The sequence below is a fragment of the Streptomyces sp. FH025 genome (assembly GCF_017427025.1).
Classification (GTDB): Bacteria; Actinomycetota; Actinomycetes; order Streptomycetales; family Streptomycetaceae; genus Kitasatospora.
Genome location: NZ_JAFLNG010000066.1, coordinates 1 through 20,005 on the forward strand (window position 1 = coordinate 1; position 20,005 = coordinate 20,005).

Here is a 20,005-nt window from a genome sequence, read left to right on the forward strand (position 1 = left end):
CAGGTCAGGGTTCGCCACGGTGCCGGTGTTCGCGGCGACCAGCGCTTCCAGGGTGACGCGGTAGCGCGCGGCGATGTCCCACAGGGTGTCGTCGGGGACAACGGTGTGGGTCGGCGGGGCGGGGGCTCCGGCGGTGGCGGTCGGCAGGCTGATGACCTGGCCGACCTCGATCCGGTCGGGGTCGAGCAGCTGCGGGTTGGCGTTGACCACGGCGTCCAGGCCGACGCCGTAGCGGGAGGCAATGGCGGACAGGCTGTCGCCCACGGCGACGGTGTGGGTGGCCGCGCCCGGGGCCGGGCTGGGCAGCGGGTCCGGGACGGGGACGGCCTGCTCGCTCTGGTCCGGGACCGGGGACACCGTCGGGTCCGCAGTGGCCGCGTCGGCGGTCGGCGCGGACGTCGGGGAGGAGACCGGGACGGTGATCTGCTGGCCCTCGGTGATCCGGTCCGGATCGCCGATCTGCGGGTTCAGCGAGAGCAGACCCGCAACCGTGGTGCCGAGCGCCACCGCGATGCCGCCAAGGGTCATGCCCTGGCGGACGGTGATCGTGCGGGTGGCCGGCGGCTGCGGCACGGGCGCGTCACCGAACTCGGTGAGCAGGCGGGCGAGCTGCTTGGGGCCGGGGATGCCGTCGGCGCTGCCGGTGTCGCCGATCTTGATCTGGTAGGCGCGCATCGACTCGGTGTCCGCGCTGCCCCAGACGGGGCCGGGGCCCTCGTCGTAGCGGGAGCAGCCCGCGCGGACGAGGGCTCGGCCCATGGCGGTGATGTGCTCGCCGCGCGCACCGGGGCCGTACGGCTTGCCGTTGATGGTGACGACGTGACCGGTCGACGGGGCGGTGCCCCCGCCGCCGGAGGCGTAGGCGGGGCGGCCGACGCCGAGCACGACGGAGCGCGGGCGGGTCTTGCGGGCGACGTAGCCGCCGGAGCCCTGGCCCGCGCCGGAGGTACGGGCAGTGTTGCCCTCCACCGTCTTGACCTGCTGCTCCGGGGCGGAGTCCTCCAGGACGATGCCGACATGGTCGGCGGTCGGGCCGCCGTCCCAGCTGAAGAAGACGATGTCGCCACGCTTGAAGGCGGCGTCGCGCCCGAACCACCGGCCCTTGTTGCGGAACACCTGGACGTGGCTGGGGCAGTAGGCGTACTTGCCGATTGCTGCGGCTTCGCCGCCCTTGTCGGCGCACCAGGAGACGAACATGTCGCAGAACGGCTCGTGGTTGAAGCCCGGGGCGTACCACTTCCCGAACACGGTGTCGTAGTACTTGCCGTTCGGGGAGAGGCCGCCCCGGTAGTTCTGGTCAGCCCACTTGGTGGCCTCGGTGATGACTGCTTCGAGAGAGATGCAGGGGTCCTTTCGGGCGTGCCCGGGACCACCGTGGAACGTTCCACGGTGGTCTCGGAGATGTGGGTCAGGCGTAGCCGGGTGGGATCGGTACGGGGGTCCAGGTGCCGGCTTCGGTCGCGCCGGGGGCCTGGTTGAACGGGAGGGCCATGGCCACGCCGGGGTCGACGGTGCCGCCGCCCTCCACGTCCGTGCGGGTCTGGAGGAGGACGCGCTGCCACTCGCCGGGCTGGCCTCCGCCCATGGGCAGGACCCAATCGAGCCTCACCCAACCGTTGTTGAGCGCACCGCCGGTGTACTGCCACTCCGCGGTGACCGCGCGGGCCCGGTCGACGTCGAACAGCCGCAGCCAGACGTTCGCGCCGGTCCGGCTGGAGACGCGGCAGTCCAGGCGCAGGACGGGGTGGGCGATGCCGGCCGTCGGGATGGTGGCGGCGGCGCGCCAGGCGGTGGCGACGTCCAGGCCGGGGCGGTAGGGGGTCATCGGCAGGACCGCGCCGAGGGCGCTGGCGGTGCGCTCCATCGCGGCCAGGCGGGTGTCGATGGTCTGGAAGGAGTCGGCGAGGGAGGGGCGGCCGTAGACGGTCACGCGGCTGCCTCCAGTTCGCCCTTCACCCAGTCGTCCACGCGCTCGAAGATGGTGACGGGGACGAGGGCGAGGGTGGTCTCCTCTCCGGTCCGGGTGACCTTGGTGTTGATCTCCTGGATCACGTATTCGGCGTCGATGCCGGGCCAGCGGGCGGTGCGGGCGCGCACGCGGATACGGTGGCCGACGCGCAGCTCGGCGGCGGAGTACTCGCCGCCCGGGTGCAGGGTGACCTCGGGGACGATGACCGGGAACGCGCCGACGGCGATCATGCGCTCGGCCTGCGCGGTCAGGGTGTCGACGCGGACGACCGAGTTGTTCGTGGCGATGGACGCGAGGCGGGGGATGCGGCGGCCGTCCTCGGTTTCGAGCTGGCCGTTGTACCACCATGACTTCAGCTGCGACCAGCCTTCGCCCGCGCCGTTGACGCCGGTCTCGGTGCACATCTTGTCGCCGTCGGACGTCACGCTGGTGACGGTGCAGTTTGCCCCGTGCTCCAGGACGATGCCGGTGTCCTGGCCGCCAGCCGGGTAGAGGAAGCGGAAGTGGTTGCGGATCACGCGGGCGTCCACGTCCCAGGCGAAATCGAGGCGGAAATCGAACCCCTTGATCACCCCGGCCAGTTGCTCGACGGCCTCGCCGACGCTCTTCCATTCGAACCACGGGTACGTGCGCTCGCGCTTCATGGTGTCCAGGTCCGGGCCGAAGGTGAGCGCGCCGGGGCCGTTGCTGCCCCAGTAGCCGGGCTGGCCGGGGGCGACGGGCGAGGGGTTGTCGGCGAACTGCTGGATCAGCTCGCGGGCGATGGTGGTCTGTTCGCGCGGGGTCGTGCCGGTGCTGTACCCGAGGTTGATCATGTTGCGGCGGTAGTACTCCCACAGCCCGGTGCAGTCGAGGGTCATCTCCTCGGCCGCGAGGTCCACGTTCCAGGAGAGCAGGGGGCCGCCCCACAGGACGCGGCTGCCGCGCTGGACGTGGGCGATGATCCGCCACGGCGAGATGAGCGACCAGTCCAGGCCCGCCAAGGGCTCGGCGGCCAAGGGCACGGTGAACGAGGCGGCCCCGGGGGCGTTGAGGATGGAGCGGTAGGACAGGGCCGAGACGGGCAGCTCGGCGAGCAGAGCGCCGCCCTTGAACTCGGAGAGGATCACACGGTATTCGGTCTCGGTCATCAGGCCGCCGGGACCACGATGGCTTCGGCGTAGGACGTCCAGGCCGCGACGAACTTGATGTTGTTGTTCTCGGTGTGGTCGGGAGTGCAGACCGTGGAGACGTTCAGCGGGGTTCCGGCTGGCACGCGGATGGTGGCCGTGCCCCGGACGTCTCGGGAGTCGCCGACCCGGGTGTACTGGGGGCGGCCTGCGCGGCGGCGCTCCCCGTGACCAACGATCAGCGGGGTGATCCAGCCCTCGCCGAAATTGCCTTGGTAGGAGGCTTCGAAGGAGACGGTGACCAGGCGCGGGTACGGGGCGGCCGGGGCGGTGAACTGATGCCAGCCCTCCGCGCCCCACGCGCCGTCTCCGGCCTGGTACGAGGCGTCCAGGCGGACGGCACCGGGGATGACCGGGGCCGTGGTGCCGGGGCCGGTGACCTTATGCAGGGCGGTGGTGACCGAGTCGTATACCAGACTGCCGGCCGGAGCCCCGGCGGCCACCTGGGCGATGCCCTGGGCGCCTGCGGTACGCAGGTGCCGCAGCGGGGTGGTGTCGTGCTGCCCGGCGACGACGAAGCGGACGTCTTCGATGCCGGTGATGCCGGTCTGGGCGATGTTCACCAGGGCGAGCCGCACCGAGTTGGACGGCACCGGCCAGTCCTTCGCGCCCGGGGTGGACTCGGCCAGCACCGCGATGGACCAGCCCTTGGCGCCCTCCTTGGTCACCTGTGCGCCGGAGGTGGCGGTGGCGTAGGGGGTGCCGTCGGCGGTGTAGGTGACGGGCTGCATGTACTGGTCCGCGGTGGTGCGGATGTCCATCAGGAGTGGCCCGGCGGGAACGGAGTCGGGGTCGGCGAAGGCCACCACCAGGTCGGTGCGCGCGGCCTCCCCGGGCTTGGGGGTGGAGCACTGGAGCTGCACGGAGGCGTCCAGGTTCGCGAAGTGCACCGCCCCCCGGTGGGAGACGGCCACGTCGTCGGGCAGCCACACCGAGCCCGCCGCGACGGACACGCGTGGGGTGGGGTTGTCGACCTTCTCGACCAGCAGGGCGGTGGGCCCGGTGACGCCGACGTGGGCGCCTCGGGTTCCGCCGATCATCGTGCGCAGGTCCAAGGCGTCATACCGGCCTTGCTGGACGAAGAGGGGGGCGCGAAGTTCTGTTGCCAAGGGGGTCCTTACATCCAGGCGGAGCGCCAAGAAACGTCCGCCGTGACCCCGTCGGGGCCTTCGAGTACATCGAGTTGGACGGTGCTCGCGCCGGGCGGGATGGAGAACCAGGTGGAGCCCGGGTCGACCTGCCCGAACCGCGAAGCGCCGTTGAGGGTGATGCGGCGACGGCCCATGTCGACCACCAGGGCGTCACCGCGGCCGACCCGCAGTCCACGAAGCGCGAAGCGCTTCCGTTCGCCGTTGTGGACGAGGGTTAGCGACGGGTCGCGCACCTCCCCGGAGCGCGGGGTGAGCCGGACGACGGGCCAGGTGGCGACCGACCCGGCGTTGTCGATGTCCGGGGCGGCCCGGACGGCTGGTCCGTTTCCCATGTCGAACGGGAAGCTCAAGGGAAAGATGGGCCTGCCCTCGCGGGGGGCGGCCACCGCCACGGTCGCGGTCGCCTCGTCGGCCGAGTACAGCCGGGGGTCGGTGGCGAGGAGTTCGACGGTGACGCGGCGGCGGCCCGCGTGGAAGTCGCGGTCCACGGTGACGGCCCGCTTGCGCACCCGGGCCCGAATCATGGCCCGCCCGCCGGCCACCCCGGGGAAGGCGAAGGTGAACGGCTGCTCGTCGCCGCCGGGGGCGAACGCGGCCAGCAGGTCCGGGAGTTCGTGGTCGTCCAGGGCGAGCATGGTGAGGGTGACCGTGCGGGCGCCCATGTAGTCGATGCCCGGGGTCAGGCCGTCGCGCTGAAGCAGCTCGGCGTCCGACGTGCGGACGTCGGGCGCGTCCAGGAGGCCGGCCACCTCCTCCAGTACGACGGAGGAGTCCTCACCGAGCAGTAGCCCGCCCCATGCAGCCGTCCACGGCTGGCCGGTGTAGGGGTTGTGGGCGCTGGGCTGGGGGCCGATGTCGGGAAGCTGCGGCGGTGGCAGGTCCGACAGGGTCCGGAAGGTGACCGGCTCCGACCAGGCGTCCAGGCCGGGGCCGGTGCAGTGGTAGCGGACCCGGTACTCGGTGTCCGGCTCCAGGGGCGGGTCGTCGCCCAGTGGACCTTCGTCGCCGACGAGGGCCGTTCCCCGCCAGGCGGGGTCTTCGGCGTCGTAGTGCGCCTTGCCCGTCTTGGTGTTGGTGGTTTCGACGTCGGTCCACGCGCCCGCTGTCTTCGTGAAGAAGACGCGGGCGGTGTGGGCGGTGATGTCGCTGATGAAGGGTGGGGAGAGAGCCCCCAAGCAGCTACCTCCCGGTTTTCAGCTCCCACGCGATGGCCTTGCTGATCTCGTGGGGGTCCGCATCGGTGCGGGCGTTGACGGTGATGTGTGCGCCGTAGCGCTCCCGGCCCGCCTTGGACGCGGTGTCGGGGTGGCGCAGGCTGGCGGCGGCGCGCTGGCCGTAGCCGTAGGAGTCGAGCGAGCGAAGCCCGGCCGTGACCGGGCGAAGGGCCTGCTCCAGCGGGCTCGCGTACGGTGCGGCGAGCGCGACCGGCATGGCGAACGCCATTGGCGCGGCCAACGCCCGTGGCGTGGCGGCCGGGGAGGAGGCGGGCATGCTGGCCTTGAACGGGTTGAGCGAGCCGACGATGCTGGAGACGACCCCGGACACGCTGATCGACTTCATGCCGTTGACCAGGCCCTGGATCGCGCTCTTTCCCTTGTCGAACAGCAGCGAGCCCAGGTCGCCGATCGCGGAAAGGATCTTGCCCGGCAGGCTGGAGACGTAGGAGACGACGGTCGAGATGCCGGACGACACGCCGGAGGCGATGTTCGACCAGGCCGAACTCACCGCGCTGGTGCAGGAGTTCCACGCGGACGAGGTCCACGAGGTCACGTTCCGCCAGCCTGCGGCGACGGCGGAGCCCGTGGACGAGACCGCCGACGACACGGACGAGGTCACGGACGACCAGGACGACGAGGTCCAGGCGGTCACCGACCCCCAGGTGGAGGACGTCCACGAAGAAACGTTTCGCCAGGCAGACGAGACGGCGTTGCCCACCGACGAGGCCGCGTCCGAGACCCACGAGCGCACGGACGCCCAGGTGGATGCCGTCCACGAGGTCACGGCGGACCAGGCTGCGGAGGTGGCGGACGTCAGTCCGTCCCAGGCTGCCTGGACGGCATGCCAGGCAGCCACGGCACCGACCGCCAGGGCGTTCCAGGCGGCCATCGTGATGTCGAAGCCGACGACCAGCGCCCGAAGGCTCAGGTCGACCAGCCGCATCATGGAGGCCGTGGCCTCGGCGTTGTCCTTGAAGACCTGGAAGAACTGGCGGAGGGTGTCCGTGAACCACGAGATCGACGTGGCGATCTCGGGTGAGAACTGGACCGCCAGGGAGGCCAGCCCCTGGAGGACGGCGTCCAGGACGCCGACCAGCGGGCTCAAGATCAGCTTGAGCCGGTCACCCCCGTTCGAGAGGGTGACGAAGAAGTCGCCAAGGGCGGCTCCGATGCCGACGAGCGCCTTGGGCAGCTCGTCGGTGAACGCCCGCATCCCGGCGGACGACATCGCCGCCGTGAGCTTGGGGAAGAGGACGTCGGTGAAGTCGGTGATCGACTTCACCATGGGCCGGACGTACTGCGACCCGGCGTCGAAGAACGCCTTGACCTGCGGCTCGGCCTGGCGGAACCAGCCCGTGATGTCGCGAAGCGCGCCACCGAACTCGGAGCGCATCAGCGCCGTGGCGGGCTTGAGCGCCGCCGACGCCTTCTGCATCGCCTCCTCGGCCTTGTCGCCGAGGGCCTTCATGTCGCCCGCCGCTGCGACGGCCGCGAGGCCAAGTGGCAGGACCGGCAGGGCGGCCAGCGCCAGGACGGCGACCAGCCCGGAGGCAACGACCGTCACCCAGGAGGCGATGGCCATGACCGCCACCAGCAACGGCGCTGCCGCAGCGGCGGACTGGGCGAACCCGGCCGCCATGCCGAGTGCGCCCTGAGCGGCCGAGCTGACGCCCGACCCGATGCCCTGGAGGGCTGAGGCCGTCTGCTCGATCGAGAGCGTAAACAGCCGGCCGAAGTTCCGGGCGACCTCGGTGGCCCCCGAACCGACCTCCCGCAGACCGGACTTGATCCGGTCGAACCCACCCCGGGCCAGGTGGATGTTGATGCCCAGCCGCCACTTGCGGCCGGTGAAGCGCCGGATCTGGCCTTCGGCCGGAACCGTGTCGACGTCGGCCCGGATACGGACCGTTCGCTCACGCGTGAGCGCGGCGATCCGGGCGGCGGCCTCGCCGGTGTCGGCGACGACGTTGACCCGGACGTTGCGGTCGTGGGTCAGCTCCCGCAGCCGGGCATTCACGCCCGTGGTGTCAAGATCAAGCTTGACGGAGAGCTTGGTGTACTTCTCCAGCATCTCCAGGTACCGCTTCAAGCGGTCCCGGAAGCCGTCGGTGTCCGGCAGGACGCGCACATGGACGCGCCCGGCCTCCTTGCCGCCGGGGCCGGCCACAGGCTCACCTCCTACGTGAGTCGGACCGGCGCGGGCCGAGCGGGCGCGGTGGAGCGCGCGAGCACGGCCGCCGGTAGGCGAAACGTTTCTGCAAGGGGGGAAGGTGGTTCGGCGAGCACAGGACCCCCACCCTCGCCGACCTCACGCTGGAGGGCGGCGGCGAAGGGGCTGGTGCCGGTCGGCCGGCGGGACTTCTTGGCGTACGGGCGCGGGTACGGCGACGGCTTCTCGACCGTGCGCGGGTTCTTCGCGGCCTTGGCGACCTGGACGTGGGTGAGCGCCTGCACGGCGTCCACCAGGTCCGCCAGAACGTAGGTCCGGGCGTCCCAGCCCAGCGCCTCACGGCCACCGCGCAAGGCGGCCACCGTCGCCGAGTCGTCGGGGAGCGTCCCAATCAGGGCGAGGACGAAGCGCGCGGAGTGCCGACCCCGGAACCAGTCCAGGACGTCCACGCCGCAGTAGCGGCGCAGGTCTGCGGTGATCTCCGCGCCGTGCTTGTCCAGCAGCCTGATCAGGCCGACGCTTCCCCCGGCGCGGCCCCCTCCATCCACCGTTCGACCACGACCATGGCCTGCTCCAGCGGCAGCGCGTCCACGGACTCGCGCATCGCCTTCTTATCGGAGGCGACCGCGACCAGCAGCGCGGACATGGCATCGATGCGCTTCTCGTTGGAGACCTTCTCGGACTGTACGAGGTCCAGCAGGGCGAGCACTGTCTTTAGGTCGCCGCCGGGCAGGGCCTCGATCCGGCGCAGCCGCACCTTCTTGCCGCTCTTTGCGATGAACGGCATGCCCTTGCCAGCGTGCTTGCGTTCGGCCTCGGCCTTGAGGTTGGCGAAGTCCAGGGTGGTCACAGCGCAACGCTCCAATACGTAATCGATTATTCCGGTTTGACGGGCTCCACGCGTTCCCCGAAACTGTTGGTCAGTGGCAGGCAACTGCTGCTGATGCCACCTCAACATCACGGGGGTGGCGAGCTCATTTGGGTAGCGCAGGCTTGTACCGGTGTCCAAGTCTTTTCGCATGCGCTTTCCATACCTCGACAGCCCGAGGCGAGCACACCAAGCATGGGGGTTCCGCCCATATTTATGGGTGGGGAATTTGGATCAACAAAATCTGGAGACTCGAATCCAGATTGGCAACATGAGATTTCTGCACCGGCAGGATCTCGATTCGTCTTATCGCGATTCGCGGTAGGTTGGGTCGAGCCTGCCATCTTCAGCTCGTCTCGGCCTTCCGCCTTAGGAAAAGGGCTTTGGAATGGCGGACTGGCTGGTGACCGCAGGGGTAATCACTACCGGGATTTTCGGCGCGATTCGCCTGGTCCTTAAATACATTCCTCCGCTAAGCAAGGATGCAATCGCTGGCATTAGGTCGATTCGCGCGGTAAGGGATGAGCTACGTCGTAACAAGCATCCCTCCCCATCGCAGTTTGCTGTTGGACACACCGACCTGCCCGACGTTGGCAGTGAACAGCGGTGAGGACGTTTTGCAGCTTGAGTTGCTACTGGTTAGGACGCTCAGGCAGCAGGCGCCGGGAGACCGGCGGCCAGGTCGAACACCGGCGTCACCGAGCCGAGCGGGGTGGACTGGTTGAGGGCCACGACGGTGGCCTTCACCGGCATCTCGCCGAGGGCGGCGGGATCCATGGTCACTGAGTCCGCGCCGATGATGCTGCTCTTCGGGTAGTGCCAGGCGACGCACTTCGTGCCGTCCACGGCGGCGATCATCAGCGCGCGGTTCTGGGCGGTGGGGGAGGCCGGGATCGAGAACAGACCCTTGCTGTCGAGCCCCTTGTCGGTGCCGTAGTAGAGCTTGTACGACTCGGCGGTGAAGTCGCTGAGATTGATCGTCACCGCGTAGGTCTTACCGGGGTCGGTGGTCTTCAGGCTCTTGTTCTGCCAGGACCCCAGCACCTCAGGCTCGTCGCCGTCGACGCTCATTTCGATGCCGTTGTCCAGCGAGGTGTTCCCGATGCTCTTCCACGTCAGGCCCTCGGGGCCCCACTTGGTCGAGTCTTTCGGGTCGAACCCCGCCTTGAGGTCGGGCAGTGGGGTGCCCGGCGGGGCGACGTAGATGTATCCGGTGCCCGGTACCAGGACCGGGGCGTCGTCAGCAGCCATCGCTGACTCCCTTCCGGCCCGTCAGCGGGGCCTTGTAGCGATCATGTAATTGGCCGAGAACCTGTAGGAGTCGGTCTGGGCCTCGGTCATAGGATCGGTGGTCATGAACGGCCCCGTCGCCTCACGGAACCGGGAGAGGTAGCCGTCGGTGTTGCCCCACTGCTCGAAGGTCAGGCGGACCAGGCCAGCGCGGGCCCGTCGGGCCAGCAGAGAGGCGTCCGCACGCGCGGCGGCGTACGTCTGGACGACGAACATGCCCTCGTCCACGTACCGCTTGTCCTTCATCGTCCCGCCGACGCGGCGGGCGATCACCAAGCCGCCGGTCTCGCGCAGGGCGAGCTGCCAGTCGGTAGGAAGGTAGACCGCGCAGCGGACGCCGGGCAGCACGGTGCGCAGGGCTTCCAGGACGATGCGCTCGGAGTCGGGCATCAGGTAGGGCTCGGTCACCACAGGGCGGCCTCCATCGCGTGGATGCCGTCCACGTGGCGCCCGGCCCGCTCGTTCCAACCGCCCCAGTTCTTGTGGGCGGCCAGCGGGTCCATGTTGATGATCGCGTAGCCCTTGGAGTGCCGGCGGACCTTCAGCCCGGCTATGAACTCGCCGGTCTCGATGTGTAGCGCGGCTTTCGCCGCGACCCGGGCCTTGCGCTCCTCGGCCTCCAGCTTGAGCGCGCCCATCACGCCGGGAAGGCCGGCGATCACGGCGTCAAGGTCCGGCCTCACTTCCACCACTCTGGCCACCCCCTTCCACGATCACGGTCACGAACCGCATGCGGTCGGAAGCGCCGTGGTGGGCGCGGGGCGGGTCCACGACGGCCCAGCGGGTGCCGGGGTCGCCATCGTCCTCGAAGGAGATTGCGGACCACTTGTCGATCACGGTGTCCGGGGGGAAGACGATCTTGCGGCGGACCGGTGGGGACCATCCGACCTGAGCGCCGACCGGGGCCCGCCAGCCTGCGGCGTCGCCGACCGGCTGGACCCAGGCCGAGTACGTGTTGCTCGGGCCGGGTGCCGGCCGCTGGTCGCCGTAGCCGTCATCGACCATGACCACGGTGTGAACGGTCACGCGGGAGCGCCCACGTTCCAGCAGGCTCACGCGGCACCCCCGGAGTCCTCGGGGTCCGGGAACGGGTAGCCGGTGCGCAGGCCGCGCGAGGCGACCTCGCGGCGGGCCTGGACGGAGCGCAGCCCTGATCGGCCGGCAGTCCGTTCGATCAGGGCGACTTCGCCCCGGGTGAGGGCCAGGCCGATCGGCGTGCCGTCCGGCATGCGGTAGGAGACCTCTCCCGCCTGCTCCTGGACGTACCCCTCGGGGTTGCGGAAGCGCCGGTCGGCGACGGCCAGGGCCAGAGTGCGGATCACCGGCGGGTGCCGCTCGGGCGACCACCCGGGGTGTCCCTGAGCGGCGATCACCCAGAACGCGTCCTCCAGCGCGGCGTTGGCCCGCTCCCACTCCGGCGTGCCGGTGGGCGGGGCGGGCTTGCCCAGGCGCTTGAAGAGGTCGGCGACGTCGAGCGCCACGGCGGCCCTTACTTGGCCGGGGCGGCGGCCGGCTCGCCTGTGAAGGTGACCTTGACGCCCCGGACCTTGACGATGTTCTTCGGGTCCTGCCAGTTGGTCTCGCCCTTCTTCAGGTCGGTGACCAGGGTGGCGCCCCAGTAGGAGGACAGGAAGCTGCGCTCCATGGCCGCGCCGCTGTTGTAGTCCTTGATCCAGCGCAGCGCGAAGCCCTCCGCGCTCTGCCGGCCGCCCTGCGCGGACTCCGGGACGGACGGCGCGCCGGAGACGAGCTGGATTGCGGAGCGGTGGAAGGCGTAGATGCCCATCGGGTTGAGGACGTCGTTCGTGGACTCCACCAGGCGGAAACCGTGGACGCGCCCGAGCGTGCTCTCCTTCAGGGCCGCGCCGCCGTCCGCGTGCTCGGAGGCGTTGAGGATGGACGAGGAGTTCAGCAGGTAGAACGCGGCCTCGGAGCCCAGGACGACGGTCCGGCCCTCGGCGGGGATGTTCTCCTTGTTGAGCTGCACACGCAGGCGGGCGAGCGCCTTGCGGATCATCTGGCCGGCCTGCTCGTCGGAGGCCGCCTTGGTGAGGTCGGTGGGGATCTTCGCGGCGGTGGCGACCTCGGGGAACTCGGTCATCGCGGAGGCGACCTTGTTCTCCAGACGCTCGGTGATGGAGTCGATCTGCGGGACCATGACCTGCTCGCCGAAAGACAGGAGATCCAGGGAGAGTTCGGCGTCGGAGAGGTCCACCGCGGAGTAGGCGTGGGTGTCGAGCTTGACCGACAGCAGGCCCTCGTTCAGGTTCTCCGACTGAATCCAGGTGGAGGCGTCGTTGAACTTGCGCTTGGCGTCGATCGCCTCCTCAGCGCCCTTCAGGCGGGCGGGGCGGCGGATGTTGATGACCTGGCCAGTGGCGTTGACGAACTCGGACGCGGCCCGGCGGTCAAACATGTTGGCCAGGACGACGCTGTCCTTCAAGTTCGCCAGGGCCGCCTGGACCAGCTTGTCCGGGTTCTGGAAGGCGTTGGCACGTGCGGGGTTGAGAGAGATGGCGCTGTTCCTCGGGAAGACGGAAGGCCGCCCCGGAGCAGGACGGCCTCATGCGGTGCGGGTGGGGGTCAGATGCCGTAACGGCGCTGGCGCAGCTTCTCGGCGAGGCCCTTGTACGGGTCAGGCTCGGAGTGCGGGGTCAGCCCGCCCGCGCCCAGCACGGGCTTCGGGGCGGCGACGACGGCCAGCTGCTCGGCATGCTGGCGCACAGCCGCCTCGTCGGAGCCCTGGACCAGGGCGGCGAGGACCGGCGGCAGCGCGTACTCGGCGGCGATGCGGTCCCGAAGGACCTGCTCCTGGAGCTGGGCGACCTGCGCACGGAGCTCGTCCGCCTCAACCCCGGCCTCCTGGCCGCGCTCACGGGCGGTGTCCAGGTCGGCCTGCATCTTCTCGTACAGCGCGCGGTAGTCCGGTTCCACCGGCTTCGGGGCGGCGCTCTCCTGGCTGCCTGCCAGGGCTGGGGTCGCGGGCTGCTCGGTGATGGCTGGCGGGGTCGCCGGGTTCACCACGCCGCCGGGGATCACCTCGGCCGGGGTCGGGGTTTCGGGCTTCAGGGCCTCGGGCACGTCTCTCCTTAAGTTTACGGTCTCGACCATCAGTGGTAGATCACCCGAAGTCCCTTCGACTTCAGGCTCATTGACAAAGTCCTGACGGACAGACGTACTACCGCGCGGGGGCGGACATGTTAGTGCGCAACTTCCGATACGTGTGCGGCGAGTGCGGAAGGCGCACTCCGTGGCTTCCTCAGAGCCATGCCTATGCCAATAACGAAGCCCACTACGCGGCAGATCATCCGGGCGTCAGCGCCTGGCATCGCGGCATGTACGAATACCGTAGTGGGGGTCCGGCTTACTTCGGTGGCAGTTGCCTACTGGTGCTCGCCAGCTTCTGGGCCTCGGCGCTTGTGGGGTGGTTCCTTCTGTAGCAGGACAGCCAGGGGCTGCCGGTGCTGCACTCAAGTCTTGCGGTAGTACGCGCGCCAGTCCGCCAGCGAGCCGCCCCCGAACTCGCGCCACATCCGAGCGAACTTCTCGTTCTCGGAGGGCAGTTGGTAGCGGCGGGAGAAGATCGGGACGGCCTGGCAGTGGCAGTGGGGGTGAGCGCCGAACGCGGCCGTGCGCTTCGACTTGTAGACCGCTCCACGGGCGGCCATCAGCGCGCAGAAGTAGCAGGGCGAGCTGTCGGTGGCGCGGTAGTAGCCGATCGCCCCGGGGTCGTCCTGCAGCGCGGTGTGGATCATGTCCCGGCCGCCGTCCTGGACGAGCATCCCGCCCGCTCCGGTGCTGCCGGTCTTCAGCGAGTCCAGGAACTCGCGCTCCCAGGCGATCAGCTCGGCGTCGTCCAGCACGGCCGAGCCCCGGCCGGCGCGTTCGCGCTCGTGCTGCTTGACGCGGTCGGCGACCTGGCGGCGGAACGCTTCCGCTACCCGCTCGGCCTCGCGTTCCAGGACGGCGGCGGGGAAGGGGTTGCGAGTGTCCACGGGCAGAGGCGTTGACGGTCCGGAGCCGGTCCGCTTGCCCGTGGCGCGGTTGAAGTCGGCCCACAGGGAACCGAGCGAGGCTCCCGGCCGGTAGCCGGGGCCGCCGATCACGCGGCCGGTCTCCAGCGCCCGGATCAACCGGTAGAAGGCGACCGACAGCGCCCGGGAGGCCGCCGCGGATTCGCGGATCGCCGCCGCGTACTCGGCTTCCAGCTCGCTCAGCGACCCCGCGATGTCGCGGGCCTCGACGGCGGCCAGGGCCTCCGCCCAGCGGGCCGCGAACTCACCGGCCAGCGCTTCCTGCGCGAGCTGGTACGCGGCCACCGCCCGCAGAATCTCGGCGGACCTTGGAGTCCACGCCAACGCTCGCCTCCTTCTGCTGCCTCAGGGCCTCGGCTTCGGCCTGCTCCGCCTTGCGGGCGGCCTCCTCGGCGGCCTTTACCGCCTCATCGATGTCGGCCTGGCTGAAGCCGGGGACCTTGCGTAGCGCTACGGCGAGCGGGACTCCCTGCTGCATCAGCTTGACCATCGCGTCGGCAGCCTGGGCGAGGCTGCGGGTCGACTTCTCGGCCCACTCGACCTGGCTCTCGTCCTGCTCGATCTCGCCCCGGCCGGCCGCGACGGCGCACAGCCGGAACACGCTCTCCCAGGACTCGCCCAGGGAGTCCTGGAGCGTGCTGAGGAAGCGCTTGAACGAGGTCTCGGCTGCCGCGAGGGCGTCCGCGCTCAGGTTCACCAGGTTCGATCCGGCGAGGTAGTGCGGCGGCACGTCCGCCAGGCCCATCAGCTCCTCGATCGTCTGACGGCGGGATGCCAGCAGATCGCCGGTCGGCATCGCCGGGAGCTGCCCGAACTTCGCGTCGCTGTTGGGGGCCATCAGCAGGGTGGACGGGTCCAGCGAGGGCACGTCGTACACCGGCTCGCCGGTCTCCGGATCGCGCAGCGGATCACCCGTCTCCGGGTCCAGGCGTTCGGCTGGCGCGAGGCCGGTGGCGAAGCGGATCGCGTGGGCGCCCCAGTGCTCGTTGAGCAGCAGCGACAGCGTCTGCTGGTTGAGGCGGTCCTGCGAGACGATCAGCGGCTCGACCAGGCCCCGGGCGCGGCCCCGAAGGTCCACCGCCGGGGAGAAACGGACCACCGGGCACACGTTCATGCCGTGCGGCTCAGAGGCCAGCACCGCGGAATCGGGCTCAGCGTCCAGGTCGACCGTGTGGCGCGCGATGTTGTCCCACAGGAAGGCGAGTGTGCGGTTCTTGTCCGGTTGCTGCTCGGGCACGTGCAGCGCGTACACCGGGAACTCGTCCCAGGCCGGATCGGCGAAGACCGCCACCGTGTTGATCGCGTCGTACGCGCGGATCAGCGGCTCGCGGCGTCCCCGGCGCGGGTCGGGGGTGACCACGACGTACGCGGCCCCGCTGGTCAGGGCCGCACGGTGGACGGCGTTCTGCCGCTCGTCCAGCCGGTTCTTCTGCCAGTACCGCCACTCGTACGCGTTCTCACCGCTGCCCGGCCGGCGGAAGCCCTGCACCCGCAGGGCGTTCAGCGGGGCCTCCACCGCCAGGCCGGAGACGTTCACGATCGAGCGCTTCACGAGGTCCTTGAACTCGCTGTTCGCCTTGGCCGGCATCCACGGCGCGCGGTGCAGGCCCCGGGCGTACCGGTCGACCAAATTCAGGCGCTCGGCGTCGTGGTCGATCAGACCCTTCGCGTGACGGGCACGCTGGAGTACGACGGGGAGGGACATCAGAACCCTCCTCGGGTCTGTAGCGTTCCGGGCTGCTTCGAGGGCTTGAGCTTGCCGCTCTCCATGAGGCGGCGCAGGGCGATCCAGGCGATCACCATCGTGGCGTAGAGGTCGACCTTCAGCTTCGACTCGCGGGACTCCTTGCCGAACCCGATGCCGAACTTGTTCGGGCGCTTGCGGGCGTTCATGGTGTGCCGGGTCAGCGAGTAGTCGCGCACATGCGGCAGGGCCTGGGCCTCGATCGCCCCGACCATCGCCATGTGCTCGGTCGTGATCTCGCGCTGGTTGGCGCGCATGTCGAACCCGACCGACGACTTCCCGGACGCCTTGATCAGCAAGTCCTTGCCGTAGGTCTCCGACCAGTCGGCCACCCAGCCCTCCCAACCGGCCACGTCGGCGAAGAACGCGACGACCGTGTACTTCCGGAAGACGTGGCCGACCATCTCATTGACCTCGACCCCGTCGACTTCCCAGTTCTTGCCGGCCGGGCCGTCCGGCTTCTCCCACAGCGCGAGCGGCTGGACCAGCCGGTCCCGAACGCGCATGCCTAGGAGAGCAGTCGAGTCGTCTGTCTTGCCGCCGTCGAAAGCCAGGACGATCCGCTCGCCAGGCTTGATGCCGTCCTCGGGCTCGACCGTGGCCAGGTCCCAGGTGTCCCGGTCGACCAACGCATCATCGTGCGAGCTGAGCTGGTTGAGGTACTTCCGGCGGGACTCGTCCTCGGACGTGCTGGCCGACCAGATGTCCTTCATCACCCGGGCCGGATTGATCCAGACCGAGTCGCCACGGGCGCACAGGATCGCGGCGCGCAACTGCTCCTCGTCGGCGAGGTCGACCCCGGGCGGGGCCTCCACCGAGTCGTAGTAGATACCGGCATCGCGGTTGATGCCGTCGCGCTGCTTCTCCCAGGCGTACCACGTGCCCTCGGCGACACTCTCTTCGCCGATCACCGGCGCGTTGGTGATCTCCATCGTCCGCCCGCCAACTTTGGTGGCGTTGGGGCGAATTGTGGCCGCCAGGCGGGGCCCCTGGGTGGCTTCCACCCAGTGCCACGTCTCGTTGAGCAGGGCCAGAGACGGCCGGCCGCCCTCCGCAGCGCGGAAGGACGAGGCCTTCGCCTCCAGGCGGCACTGACGGCCGTCGGTGTCGGTCTGCGAGGCGTAGCAGACCTCCTGGCCCAGCTTGATCGCGTATCGGTCGATGGCGGCCTGGGAAAAGATCGTGCTCAGCGCCGACATCGTGTTGACGTTCTGGCCAGCGGCTGTGGCGAAGATCTGCACCCAGCTCTCCTGCGGCGGTCCGCCGATGGGCGAGCCGTCGTCGCGGAAGCCGACCAGGCGGCACGGGCCGACGAACTCCATCGCGCAGACGGAGGCCATCATCGGGTCCTTGCCCCAGCCCTTCAGGCGGCGCAGGGTGCCGGACTCGTAGCGGAAGGCCCGGCCCCAGGTCTCGGGGTCGTTAGGGTCTTCGGGTACGGCGTCGTCGTGCAACTCGTACCAGCGGGCGAGGATTCTGACCTGCTCCGGGGTGTACTTCCAGTCCGGCCGGAACGCGCGGACCGACCAGCGCAGCAGCTCGCCCGCCAGCGTGCGGTGCGGGTGGGGAACGTCGTCCGGGATCGTGCGCACCGGCTCGTAGGTGATGGTCAGGATGGCCACCTCCTAGCCGGATCTACAAGGCTTACTGGGCCCCTAAGCTGACTTCATGTCGACTCAGCCCGCCCGCAGTAACACGGCACCCACCCGCTCGAAGCAGGGCCCGGAAGCACCACCCGTCAGGGTGCTAATTCCCCAGGACACCGGCGCGGTGTCCATCGGCGAAAGGATCGCCAGGGTGGTGGAGGTCGGGATCGTTCGGGCGATTGATGTGCTCGGTCCGGAGCTGATCGGGCTGTTCAGGGGAGCGCAAGATGCGAAGGTCAGGCTGAAGGAGGAGGAGACCAAGCAGGCGCAGGAGAGGACCAAGCAGGAGAAGGAGAAGACCCGGCAAGAGGAACTGCGCCTCCAGCAGGAGCAGGTGCGCCTCCAGGTGGAGGAGCTGCGGCGCGGCTCGCGGCGACCCGGCCCAGAGGAGAGCTGACAGCCACCTCCTACGGCTGGGCTGCCTCCCGGCGGGCGCGGGCCTCCAGCAGCCGGGCGGCGTCGACAGAGACGTGCTCACCGGCCGCGAACGGCGTGGTCATGTCGTGGGCCCACAGTTCGCGGGCGACGGCGTGCGGGACCTCGCGGTCAAGGCATGCCTCGTAGTAGACGATGGTCCGGGCGATGCGCAGGGACTCGTCCGAGGGGCCGGCGGCCCGTGCTGCCTTGCGGCGTGCCACGGCGGGCTCCTCTCAGACTCGGTTGCCCCAGCGGGCGCCCACGGCGTCGCGGGCATTGTGGCCACGCTTCGGGCCTTCGCCTTCACCGCGGATCTTGGCGAGGTGGCCGGCCGCGCTCGCCCGGTTGGTCTGGGCCTGCGCGATGCCGGGGTGGAGGACCATCATTCCGGCGCGGTTCCCGCCGGGGATCATCTGGCCCTCCCGCTTCACCACGGCGTCGAGCTGAGCAGCGCGGGCGAGCATCGGCGCGGCGATGTCGATCAGCGCGAGGTCGGTCGGCTCAAGGTCGAGTTCCGTCTCGTACAGCGCGACCAGCGCAGCGCGGATCTTCGACGGGTCCTTCTCGGTCGGGTCGACGTTCAACGGACCTCCCCGGGGTGGCGACGGCGGGTTCGAGCGGGCTGCCAGCGGTCCGCGGCGGCCCTCTTGCGGGCGCGGACGGCATCGGCGGAGTCCTTACGGAGCACGTGCCAGTCGCACAGCGCGCGGAGGTTGGCGGGGTCGTCGGTGCCGCCTTCGGAGGCGGGGACGATGTGGTCGCAGTGGCGCGCGGGCTCGGCGCACGGCTCGCCGGTGTCATACCGGATGTGCTGGCACATCCAGCCGTCGCGGTTCATCACCGCTCGGCGAAGGCGGGCCCAGTGCGCAGGGAGCGGGGTCGTCCGGCGCGAACTCGCGGACATGGCGGCCTCCTTGAAGCGCAGGGCCCCGCCAGGTGCTCGACCGCAACCGGGGAGAGAGGGCCGATCGGGGAGCGTTGCCCTGGCGGGGCTGCGAGGGGAGGTCGGCCGGGTGCCGCAGCAACAGGTGCGCGCACGCGCGCGAACCGCCTCCACATGTATTTAGGCCGCCCGGTTAACACGCCGGCCGAATGAAAGAGGCCGAGGGAATCAGGCCGGCCTCCTCGCCTACGGCTTCACATCGAGACGCACGAGCGCGCCGATCTCCACGAGTTGGTCCGGCAGCGCCAAGTCGGAAACGCCCATGACCGTGCTGGCGGGCCGATGCTCCCCGAAGTACTGGGCGTGGAGGCGTGCCGTCGCGTCGAAGTTCTCCCGCAGGTTCCTCACCAGAACCGTGGTCTCGACTATCTGGCTACGCTCGGCCCCGAAATGCCTCAGCACCAGGTCCAGATTCTCCAGCGCGGTGCGGACCTGCAGTTCGAAGTCGCCGGCACCCACGAAGTTGCCGTGACGGTCATGAGACAACTGCCCCGACACATAGACCGTGTCACCGACCTGAGCGGCCTGACTGTACCCGTACAACGACTCCCACGGCATGCCGAACCCGAATGCCTTCACCTGAGAACTCATGACTCACTCCCTTGATGCAGCGTGTGGAACCGTCAGGTGCAGACAGGCCCCTTGTGCAGAGAAGTTACGGGTCCGCATAAACGATGCTTGCCTGGTAGCACCTTCCAAGTGTTCTCTGCGCGCACAGAATTGGCTGCAGTGGGCTCCTCCGGGCGCTGGCGTGATGAGTGGAGCCTCTGCGCCGAAGTCGGCCAGCCCGTTTCACCATCCAGCAGAGGATGAGAGAGCCTCACTCTCTGTCCACAGCGCGTGGCGCTGAGTTTATTCCCGCAGGTCACACTGCTCTTTCCCGTCAATAGAAGGGGTCGGCCGATATTCGTATCGAATTTCGACTGCTATGACGCCCCGGGCAGTAAAGGAGCGCGCGCGGGAGGCGCCCCCCGGGCACCCTCGCGACAACCGCCGAACCGGCGTCGTAGACCTGCCAAATCCCTTGCCTCGCTTGCGAGTTAGCTTCACTTCGCGTGAGCGCGCGTCTTCCGACTTTGGCCGAAGCGAGTGCTTCTCATTGTGTGATGGGCATCACGTTACTTGCATTGGACTTTCAATGCATCTCCGGTGCAGTGTTGGTCCTGCAAGCGACGGACCGACCGAAACGAGATCACGATGCGTAACCACTTCACCCCCGCTGCCCTGGGCCTGGTCATGCTGCTGGCGGGGTCGCCGTGGCAGACGCACAACTGGGGCGGAGGAGCCGCAGCAGCCCTGCTGACCGCCCTTTTCGCCCACTGGGGCAAGCAGGTGCCCGGACTGGTCAAGCGGGCCATCCAGGGCCCGGCTGTGGCCGCTGTCGAGT

24 protein-coding genes are annotated in these 20,005 nt (G+C 69.6%); 2 read left to right on the plus strand and 22 right to left on the minus strand.

Annotation, left to right across the window (positions count from 1 at the left end; translation table 11 throughout):
* From J0670_RS07560 to J0670_RS07645, 18 genes are all read right to left on the minus strand, one after another.
* A partial coding sequence (locus J0670_RS07560) for a LysM peptidoglycan-binding domain-containing protein (RefSeq protein ID WP_207810614.1) occupies positions 1 to 1,248 on the minus strand: 1,248 nt, incomplete at its 3' end.
* A 160-nt stretch (positions 1,249 to 1,408) separates the two neighbouring features.
* On the minus strand, positions 1,409 to 1,930 hold the full coding sequence (locus J0670_RS07565) for a hypothetical protein (protein ID WP_207810615.1): 522 nt from the start codon (positions 1,928 to 1,930) through the stop codon (positions 1,409 to 1,411).
* Positions 1,927 to 3,099, minus strand: a complete 1,173-nt coding sequence (locus tag J0670_RS07570) for a hypothetical protein (protein WP_207810616.1) — start codon at positions 3,097 to 3,099, stop codon at positions 1,927 to 1,929. Before J0670_RS07570 ends, J0670_RS07565 begins: the two co-directional genes overlap by 4 nt.
* Positions 3,099 to 4,247: a hypothetical protein gene (locus tag J0670_RS07575; RefSeq protein ID WP_207810617.1), complete on the minus strand. Its 1,149-nt coding sequence runs from the start codon at positions 4,245 to 4,247 to the stop codon at positions 3,099 to 3,101. The genes J0670_RS07570 and J0670_RS07575 overlap by 1 nt, the downstream gene beginning before the upstream one ends.
* Before the next feature lie 8 nt (positions 4,248 to 4,255).
* Positions 4,256 to 5,464, minus strand: a complete 1,209-nt coding sequence (locus tag J0670_RS07580; protein WP_207810618.1) for a phage tail domain-containing protein — start codon at positions 5,462 to 5,464, stop codon at positions 4,256 to 4,258.
* A 4-nt stretch (positions 5,465 to 5,468) separates the two neighbouring features.
* Positions 5,469 to 7,673: a hypothetical protein gene (locus tag J0670_RS07585; RefSeq protein ID WP_207810619.1), complete on the minus strand. Its 2,205-nt coding sequence runs from the start codon at positions 7,671 to 7,673 to the stop codon at positions 5,469 to 5,471.
* An 11-nt stretch (positions 7,674 to 7,684) separates the two neighbouring features.
* Positions 7,685 to 8,224, minus strand: coding sequence for a hypothetical protein (locus tag J0670_RS07590; protein ID WP_207810620.1), 540 nt, complete (start codon positions 8,222 to 8,224; stop codon positions 7,685 to 7,687).
* Positions 8,185 to 8,526: a hypothetical protein gene (locus J0670_RS07595; RefSeq protein WP_207810621.1), complete on the minus strand. Its 342-nt coding sequence runs from the start codon at positions 8,524 to 8,526 to the stop codon at positions 8,185 to 8,187. Before J0670_RS07595 ends, J0670_RS07590 begins: the two co-directional genes overlap by 40 nt.
* A gap of 666 nt (positions 8,527 to 9,192) precedes the next feature.
* On the minus strand, positions 9,193 to 9,795 hold the full coding sequence (locus J0670_RS07600; RefSeq protein WP_207810622.1) for a hypothetical protein: 603 nt from the start codon (positions 9,793 to 9,795) through the stop codon (positions 9,193 to 9,195).
* A 21-nt stretch (positions 9,796 to 9,816) separates the two neighbouring features.
* Positions 9,817 to 10,242 (minus strand): hypothetical protein, encoded by a 426-nt coding sequence (locus J0670_RS07605; RefSeq protein WP_207810623.1) that lies wholly within the window; start codon positions 10,240 to 10,242, stop codon positions 9,817 to 9,819.
* Positions 10,239 to 10,517, minus strand: a complete 279-nt coding sequence (locus J0670_RS07610) for a DUF5403 family protein (RefSeq protein ID WP_207810624.1) — start codon at positions 10,515 to 10,517, stop codon at positions 10,239 to 10,241. The genes J0670_RS07605 and J0670_RS07610 overlap by 4 nt, the downstream gene beginning before the upstream one ends.
* A complete protein-coding gene (locus J0670_RS07615) occupies positions 10,501 to 10,860 on the minus strand; it encodes a hypothetical protein (protein ID WP_207810625.1) in 360 nt (119 codons plus the stop codon). The genes J0670_RS07610 and J0670_RS07615 overlap by 17 nt, the downstream gene beginning before the upstream one ends.
* Before the next feature lie 26 nt (positions 10,861 to 10,886).
* Complete coding sequence (locus J0670_RS07620; RefSeq protein ID WP_207810626.1) at positions 10,887 to 11,315, minus strand: hypothetical protein; 429 nt, start codon at positions 11,313 to 11,315, stop codon at positions 10,887 to 10,889.
* 8 nt (positions 11,316 to 11,323) lie between these two features.
* Entirely contained in the window at positions 11,324 to 12,349 is a 1,026-nt protein-coding gene (locus J0670_RS07625; protein WP_207810636.1) for a P22 phage major capsid protein family protein, read from the minus strand.
* 68 nt (positions 12,350 to 12,417) lie between these two features.
* Positions 12,418 to 12,915 carry a hypothetical protein gene (locus tag J0670_RS07630; RefSeq protein ID WP_207810627.1) on the minus strand — a complete coding sequence of 166 codons (498 nt, stop codon included), beginning with the start codon at positions 12,913 to 12,915 and terminating at the stop codon, positions 12,418 to 12,420.
* 389 nt (positions 12,916 to 13,304) lie between these two features.
* Positions 13,305 to 14,153, minus strand: a complete 849-nt coding sequence (locus J0670_RS07635) for a hypothetical protein (RefSeq protein ID WP_207810628.1) — start codon at positions 14,151 to 14,153, stop codon at positions 13,305 to 13,307.
* On the minus strand, positions 14,113 to 15,573 hold the full coding sequence (locus J0670_RS07640) for a phage portal protein (RefSeq protein ID WP_207810629.1): 1,461 nt from the start codon (positions 15,571 to 15,573) through the stop codon (positions 14,113 to 14,115). The genes J0670_RS07635 and J0670_RS07640 overlap by 41 nt, the downstream gene beginning before the upstream one ends.
* Complete coding sequence (locus J0670_RS07645; protein WP_307806429.1) at positions 15,573 to 17,234, minus strand: terminase; 1,662 nt, start codon at positions 17,232 to 17,234, stop codon at positions 15,573 to 15,575. Before J0670_RS07645 ends, J0670_RS07640 begins: the two co-directional genes overlap by 1 nt.
* A gap of 148 nt (positions 17,235 to 17,382) precedes the next feature.
* Here J0670_RS07645 and J0670_RS07650 point away from each other — a divergent pair, with 148 nt between their 5' ends.
* Complete coding sequence (locus J0670_RS07650; RefSeq protein WP_207810630.1) at positions 17,383 to 17,655, plus strand: hypothetical protein; 273 nt, start codon at positions 17,383 to 17,385, stop codon at positions 17,653 to 17,655.
* A gap of 10 nt (positions 17,656 to 17,665) precedes the next feature.
* On the opposite strand, the gene J0670_RS07655 is transcribed toward J0670_RS07650, so the two are convergent.
* From J0670_RS07655 to J0670_RS07670, 4 genes are all read right to left on the minus strand, one after another.
* Positions 17,666 to 17,896, minus strand: coding sequence for a hypothetical protein (locus tag J0670_RS07655; protein ID WP_207810631.1), 231 nt, complete (start codon positions 17,894 to 17,896; stop codon positions 17,666 to 17,668).
* A gap of 12 nt (positions 17,897 to 17,908) precedes the next feature.
* Positions 17,909 to 18,259, minus strand: a complete 351-nt coding sequence (locus J0670_RS07660) for a hypothetical protein (protein WP_207810632.1) — start codon at positions 18,257 to 18,259, stop codon at positions 17,909 to 17,911.
* Positions 18,256 to 18,579 (minus strand): HNH endonuclease, encoded by a 324-nt coding sequence (locus J0670_RS07665; protein ID WP_207810633.1) that lies wholly within the window; start codon positions 18,577 to 18,579, stop codon positions 18,256 to 18,258. Before J0670_RS07665 ends, J0670_RS07660 begins: the two co-directional genes overlap by 4 nt.
* A gap of 225 nt (positions 18,580 to 18,804) precedes the next feature.
* On the minus strand, positions 18,805 to 19,209 hold the full coding sequence (locus tag J0670_RS07670; protein WP_207810634.1) for a RidA family protein: 405 nt from the start codon (positions 19,207 to 19,209) through the stop codon (positions 18,805 to 18,807).
* Between the two features lie 606 nt (positions 19,210 to 19,815).
* Here J0670_RS07670 and J0670_RS07675 point away from each other — a divergent pair.
* Positions 19,816 to 20,005: hypothetical protein (locus J0670_RS07675; RefSeq protein WP_207810635.1), on the plus strand; the 190-nt coding region annotated here is incomplete at its 3' end.

Bases quoted from the DNA above. Each gene is read 5' to 3' on its own strand.
- J0670_RS07570 (WP_207810616.1), bottom strand. From the start codon at position 3,099: ATGACCGAGACCGAATACCGTGTGATCCTCTCCGAGTTCAAGGGCGGC.
- J0670_RS07600 (WP_207810622.1), bottom strand. From the start codon at position 9,795: ATGGCTGCTGACGACGCCCCGGTCCTGGTACCGGGCACCGGATACATC.
- J0670_RS07640 (WP_207810629.1), bottom strand. From the start codon at position 15,573: ATGTCCCTCCCCGTCGTACTCCAGCGTGCCCGTCACGCGAAGGGTCTG.
- J0670_RS07665 (WP_207810633.1), bottom strand. From the start codon at position 18,579: ATGTCCGCGAGTTCGCGCCGGACGACCCCGCTCCCTGCGCACTGGGCC.
- J0670_RS07670 (WP_207810634.1), bottom strand. From the start codon at position 19,209: ATGAGTTCTCAGGTGAAGGCATTCGGGTTCGGCATGCCGTGGGAGTCG.